This window comes from Herbivorax alkaliphila (assembly GCF_030848475.1).
Classification (GTDB): Bacteria; Bacillota; Clostridia; order Acetivibrionales; family Acetivibrionaceae; genus Herbivorax.
Window position 1 is genome coordinate 1 of sequence record NZ_JAVDDS010000084.1, and the last position, 6,419, is coordinate 6,419.

The 6,419-nt window shown below is 32.4% G+C and carries 5 protein-coding genes; all 5 read right to left on the minus strand.

Features of this window, described 5'->3' with window-relative positions; genetic code table 11:
* Window positions 1–38: 38 nt before the first annotated feature.
* Window positions 39–836, minus strand: a complete 798-nt coding sequence (locus tag RBH29_RS16840; protein ID WP_306698167.1) for a hypothetical protein — start codon at window positions 834–836, stop codon at window positions 39–41.
* A 125-nt stretch (window positions 837–961) separates the two neighbouring features.
* On the minus strand, window positions 962–2,707 hold the full coding sequence (locus RBH29_RS16845) for an S-layer homology domain-containing protein (RefSeq protein ID WP_306698168.1): 1,746 nt from the start codon (window positions 2,705–2,707) through the stop codon (window positions 962–964).
* Window positions 2,708–2,877: 170 nt separating this feature from the next.
* A complete protein-coding gene (locus tag RBH29_RS16850) occupies window positions 2,878–3,363 on the minus strand; it encodes a dihydrofolate reductase (RefSeq protein WP_306698169.1) in 486 nt (161 codons plus the stop codon).
* A gap of 16 nt (window positions 3,364–3,379) precedes the next feature.
* Window positions 3,380–4,210 (minus strand): thymidylate synthase, encoded by an 831-nt coding sequence (gene thyA, locus RBH29_RS16855; RefSeq protein ID WP_306698170.1) that lies wholly within the window; start codon window positions 4,208–4,210, stop codon window positions 3,380–3,382.
* Window positions 4,207–6,111: a threonine--tRNA ligase gene (gene thrS, locus RBH29_RS16860; RefSeq protein WP_306698171.1), complete on the minus strand. Its 1,905-nt coding sequence runs from the start codon at window positions 6,109–6,111 to the stop codon at window positions 4,207–4,209. The genes thyA and thrS overlap by 4 nt, the downstream gene beginning before the upstream one ends.
* Between the last annotated feature and the right edge of the window lie 308 nt (window positions 6,112–6,419).

Here is a 6,419-nt window from a genome sequence, read left to right on the forward strand (position 1 = left end):
GAACTTTTTTTGGGTAAATTATATAATAAGTAAATTATTCAGGCCTGACCCCGTGCGTGCAAAAAGCGATAAAGTAAAAATGTAGCCATAAATACTGCAAAAACTCCTAAGATTAAATTTACTATTTCCCTATGCTCTAAAAATGCCATGATAACCGTCAATAGCATAAGTATTCCTAAAATATACGAACAGATTTTCAAAAATTTATAATACTTTTTATAATATATTTTTTTATCACCAATGAACTTGTCTAAATTTTTGTAAAAACACATAGATACTAATCCTGCAACTACTAAAAACATTAATATACTTATAATTTCAATTGGTTCTATATAAGCAAAAGATATAGTAATGCCATAAATAAATATCCCTTCTAAAAAATTAAATCCCATAAACAAAAATGTTCCTATTACATCTACTTCATTATCTTTTTTGTAAGTATTCTCAGATTGTTTGACCCTTTTCAAAAAGCAAAGAACTAAAAACGTTGAAATAAATGTTGCAGGTATTCCTAAAATCAAGTTTCTTACTTCATTATGTTTTGTAAATTCTACAACAACAGTCAAAAACATGAATATTCCTAAAATATACGAACAAACCCTCAGAAATTTATAATATTTTTTATAATATTCTTTATTTCTACCAATAACCTTATATATAATCATACAGATTATTCCCATAAATATTAAACCTATCAACCTATCTATAACTTTACCTGCCTCTATCAATACAAAAGAAATGGTAATACCCCAAATTAACATCCCCATTAAAAAATTGGCAAATATAAAAAATGCCTTATTTATTGTTTCTTCCATTTTGTTGTATTCTTTGTTCATAGAACATCGTAACCTCACTTTATACACTTGTTCCACTTGCTAAAAATGTACACTACCACAGTAAAAATTGCAAGTTAATAAGGGGTCAGGCTTGAATAATTTACTTCAGGCCTGACCCCATTAAGTTAGTCCTTTAAAGTCTTGTGTAATACAGTAAATGTCTCTGCTCTAGTTACATTTCTCTTAGGCTTAAATGAGTTGTCAGAGTAACCTGAAACAATATCTAAATCAACAGATTTTGTTACATACTCTAATGACCAAGAACCTATTTGATCAACATCTATAAATGTTAACGGTTCTAACCCTTCCTCAGCTTCAATATCAAATGCTCTAAGAACTAATACAACCATTTCTTCTCTAGTTAACTTTCTAGACGGCCTAAATGTATTATCTTCATATCCAGATATTATTTCATTATCAACAGCTGTTTGAATATGTCCAGCAGCCCAGTCAGGAATCTGATCCACATCTTCAAAGTTTAAGTTTATTTCCTTAGATGGCTCTAACGAAGCTGCATTTACAGCAATCACTGCCATCTCTGCTCTTGTTATATTGTTATTTGGTTTTATACTACCATCAGTATAACCACTTACAATACCTAGTTTTGCTAATTTCGTTATGTGCTCTACAGCCCAATGATCTTCAACATCTATAAATGTAACAGTACTTGGCAGTCCATCTTTTGATTCCTCAACTTCTTTTGAATCAGGTTTTGGCGTAGAAGAAGGTGGTGTATCACTAACATCCTCCTCATCATCATCGTCATCATTATCATCATCATCAGAAGGTTGTCCTGAAGATGGTGGTGATACCGGTCTATCGTTAGAATCAGTTTCTGGAACTGGTAAATCACCGCTATAGACTCCATCAAATTCATTATTTAAAAAATCCTTAAAGTTATAAATTTCAGTTTCACTGTGCTCATTTATCAATTCTTCTATTTCTTGAAGAAACTGCCCAAATGTTGTAACGTCTCTTCCCATCAAACCAGTCATTTCAAGTGCTCTATCTATCATATCCTCGATATCTTTAGGCAACTGTACAGCAAGTTTAACATCATAAACATTATCATCCTGATCTCTTACTATACCTGTCCCTCCAATATTCGAAAAATATATAAACATTCTTAATAATATCTTTGTGCCAAGATTATCATATCCACAATACATTACCATATCATTAATATCATATGCTATTGATTCAAAACCAGTTATTTCAATATCAAAATTTTCCTGATTTAAAATCATTATAACAGTTATTATGCCATCTTTTTGAGCTTGTGTGAATTCAGAAAATTCTTGAAGAGCTTCTTCAATATCATCTCTACTCATTCCAAGAAAAATATCATTGGCTTCATCAACATAATCTAAATATGTATCTTCATTTACTTTATATAATTCCCCTCTGAGAAACTCGATGGTTGTTTTACTCTTTTCAGCAACAGATGTTAATAAGATTGCTTCTTTAATAAATTTTTCAAGTTTACTCTTTTCTCTGTTTTCTAACTTGTAAATAACATCTTCTAAAATTAACTGTTTCCCTTTATCTGCAAGTAATATGTTTCTCATAACTACATCAAAGTTATCATTTCGATTCAACTTATCTAAAAGTGAATTTTTTTGATTTTGTGTTAAATCCTTTGCTCCCTCTCTTAATTCATCCAATTCATCCTGATTCAAATTGTCTACAAATTGATCTCTGTCATTTAAGAAAAGTTCTTGAGCCTCATTTATAAGACTTTCAATCCCATTTTCGGCAGACAATGAACTGTTGCCAAATGCTACTCCACCTGTTAATATTCCTGTAAAAATAGCAAACACCACTGCAAGAGAAAGAATACTTTTAAATGATTGGTTAAAGTTATTCTTCATTGTTATCCTCCTAATTTATACTTATTAAATGTTAAGACAGTTGAAAATATATTTTGAAAAACTGCTTATTAAAATAATATCACAATTGGCATTATGTTGCAATAGTGGGGTCAGGCTTGAATAATTTACTTATCCTACGATAAGTAAATTATTCAAGCCTGACCCCACTATTATTTTGCATACTTAGTATAATAAAATTCTACATCATCATAAATTTGCAAATCACTTTTGTCTATCAACTTCCAGCTGTCATTTTCATCTAAGTTCACAAAATACTTGTCTGCTGTATATGTATTTTTTATCTTTGTAACATAAGCTTCTGTACAGTATGGCAAAAGAAGCTCATAGACTGATTCGCCTCCCATCAAAAATACATTATCAGTATTGTACTTTAAAAGTTCATTAAATAATTGGTTTAATGACCGACATACAATAACTTTTTCATGATTAATTGAACCACTTTTACTAAGTACAATATTTACCCTGTCCTTTAAAGGCTCTTTTTTAGGTAACGATTCAAATGTCTTTCTACCCATAACTACCACTTTATTTATTGTAATTTCTTTAAAACGCTTCATGTCAGGGCTTATACGCTTTAACAAATTTCCCTTATAGCCAATTCCCCAATTTAAATCAACAGCAACAATTGCCTTCATAATAAACCTCCTAAAATTATATCGCTACGGGAATTTTTTTGATTTGAGGCCCCGCCGAGTATCCTTCTAAAACAAAATCTTCAACTTTAAAATCATAAAAGTCCTTTTTATCAGGATTTATATTCAATTTTGGTGCATCATAAGGTGTCCTGCTAATTAGTTCCTCAACTAAAGGTATATGCCTATCGTATATATGGGCATCGGCTATAACATGTATTAGTTCTCCAACTTCTAAATCACATGCTCTTGCAAACATATGTATCAAAACAGCATACTGGGATACATTCCAGTTGTTGGCAACCAAAACATCTTGAGATCTCTGATTCAATATCGCATTTAACTTGTTTTCTGTAACATTAAAAGTCATACTATAGGCACATGGATATAAATTCATTTCATTCAAATCACTGTGATTGTACATATTCACTATAATCCTTCTACTATATGGATTATTCTTTAAATCATATATCACTCTGTCAACCTGATCAAATTCACCCTCAGGATATTTATGTTTTATGCCCAACTGATAACCATATGCTTTTCCTATAGATCCCTCTTCATCAGCCCAACTATCCCATATTTTGCTGTTTAATTCATTAATATTATTGGACTTTTTTTGCCATATCCAGAGAATCTCATCAATCGCTGCTCTTAAATTAGTAGGTCTTAGCGTAAAAATTGGAAATTCCTTTTTTAAATTATATCTGTTGACTACACCAAATTTTTTTATTGTGTGGGCTGGCGTTCCGTCAGCCCACTTAGCTCTAATCTTTTGTCCCTCAGAAGAAATTCCATTTTGGAGAATATCCTTACACATTGAAATAAAAATTTCATCAGCTCTACTCACATTAACCCCTCAACTTCCTTTACAATTTTATCAATAAATTCAGACACGGCAACAGCTCCAAGATCTCCTTCCTTTCTAGATCTTACTGCTACAGCGTTGTCTTCAAGTTCCTTATCGCCTATTACAAGCATATAAGGTACTCTTTCAAGACGAGCTTCCCTTATCTTATAGCCTATTTTTTCATTTCTTGTATCAACCTCAACTCTGATACCCTTATCTTCAAGTTGCTTCTTAACTTTTAGTGCATACTCTACATGCTTATCAATTAGAGGAAGTACTTTGACCTGAACAGGAGACAACCAAACTGGGAAAGCTCCAGCATAATGCTCTGTTAAAATAGCAATGAATCTTTCAATACTTCCAAAAACAACCCTGTGTATCATAACAGGCCTGTGCTTTTCTCCATCTGCTCCAACATATGTCAAATCAAATCTTTCCGGCATTTGAAAGTCAAGTTGTATTGTACCACACTGCCAAGTACGTCCAATTGAGTCTTCTAAGTGAAAATCTATCTTAGGACCATAAAAAGCACCGTCACCTTCATTTAGTTTATACTCCTTACCTGATGTCTCCAATGCATCTTTTAGTGCATTTATTGCTACACCCCATTGTTCATCAGACCCCATGGAATCTTCAGGTCTTGTCGAAAGCTCTACATGATATTTAAAATCAAATACCTTATAGAAACTATCTATTAAATTTATTACCTCTAAAACTTCATCCTTTATTTGATCAGAAGTCATAAAAATATGTGCATCATCCTGTGTAAAACACCTAACACGCATTAAGCCATGCAAAGCTCCTGACAATTCATGTCTGTGAACCAAACCAAGCTCAGCAATTCTTTGTGGTAAGTCTCTATATGAATGAAGCTTTCTCTTATAAGCAATCATTCCTCCAGGACAGTTCATAGGTTTTATTGCAAAATCACCTTCATCAATATTTGTAAAATACATATTTTCTTTATAGTGATCCCAATGTCCTGAACGATGCCACAAATCCTCATTTAAAATAATAGGGGTTTTAATCTCCTGATAATTGTTTTTTGTATGCTCATCTCTCCAATAATCTTCAAGCAAATTTCTCAACACCATACCCTTTGGCATAAAGAATGGAAAACCTGGTCCCTCTTCATATATATCAAATAAATCCAGCTCTTTCCCAAGCTTTCTGTGATCTCTTTTCTTTGCTTCTTCCAATCTAAAAAGATATTCATCCAGTTTGCTCTTTTTAGGAAATGAAGTTCCATATATTCTTTGAAGCATTTTATTTTTTTCGCTTCCTCTCCAATAAGCTCCAGCTACAGACAATAACTTGTAAGCTTTAATCTTTCCAGTAGACTCTAAATGAGGCCCTGCACAAAGATCAACAAAATCCCCCTGCTTATAAAATGAAATTGTCTCTCCTTCAGGTAGCTCTTTAATTAATTCCACTTTATAAGTTTCACCTTTTTCTTCCATGAACTTTATTGCTTCATCTCTTTTAAGAGTAAATTTTTCCAGCTTTAAATTTTCTTTTATTATCTTTTTCATTTCCGTCTCTATTTTTTCAAAATCTTCGACTGTAAATGGTTTATCTACATCAAAATCATAATAAAATCCATTGTCTATTGCTGGTCCTATTGCAAGTTTTGCTTCTGGATAAAGTCTCTTTACTGCCTGTGCTAAAACATGGGAAGATGTATGCCTGTACGCTTCTTTTCCACCTTCAGTATCAAATGTAAGAAGGCTTAGCTGACAGTCTTTATTTAACTGCTCACTTAAATCCTTTACTTCTCCATCAACTTCACCAGCTAGAGCAACTCTTGCAAGTCCTGCACTTATACTCTCGGCAACTTCCTTTACTGAAATGCCTTCATTGTATTCTTTAATACTACCATCTTTAAGTGTAATTTTAACCATAAACATGTACCTCCTGTTTTTTAATCTATAAAAAAATAAAAAAAGCCACATCCCATACAAGGGACGAGAGCTTTTCCCGTGGTTCCACCCTAATTATTACTCATTGGGACTATAACGTAATCACCGTTTTAGCTCAGAGGTGGTCTTCAACTGCATTTCCCAAAAAACACTTTCAGCCCACGGTGCTTTCTCTCTTTGTAGGAAGATAACAGTCTACTCTTCTCTTCACAGCCAAATAAATTATACAATAAAAATTATATATCCATATTTAATGAATGTCAACTTTTAAGAAATCTGAAATCTAAGAG

Coding starts and splice junctions, on each gene's coding strand:
- RBH29_RS16840 (WP_306698167.1), bottom strand. CDS start 836: ATGAACAAAGAATACAACAAAATGGAAGAAACAATAAATAAGGCATTT.
- RBH29_RS16845 (WP_306698168.1), bottom strand. CDS start 2,707: ATGAAGAATAACTTTAACCAATCATTTAAAAGTATTCTTTCTCTTGCA.
- RBH29_RS16850 (WP_306698169.1), bottom strand. CDS start 3,363: ATGAAGGCAATTGTTGCTGTTGATTTAAATTGGGGAATTGGCTATAAG.
- thrS (WP_306698171.1), bottom strand. CDS start 6,111: ATGGTTAAAATTACACTTAAAGATGGTAGTATTAAAGAATACAATGAA.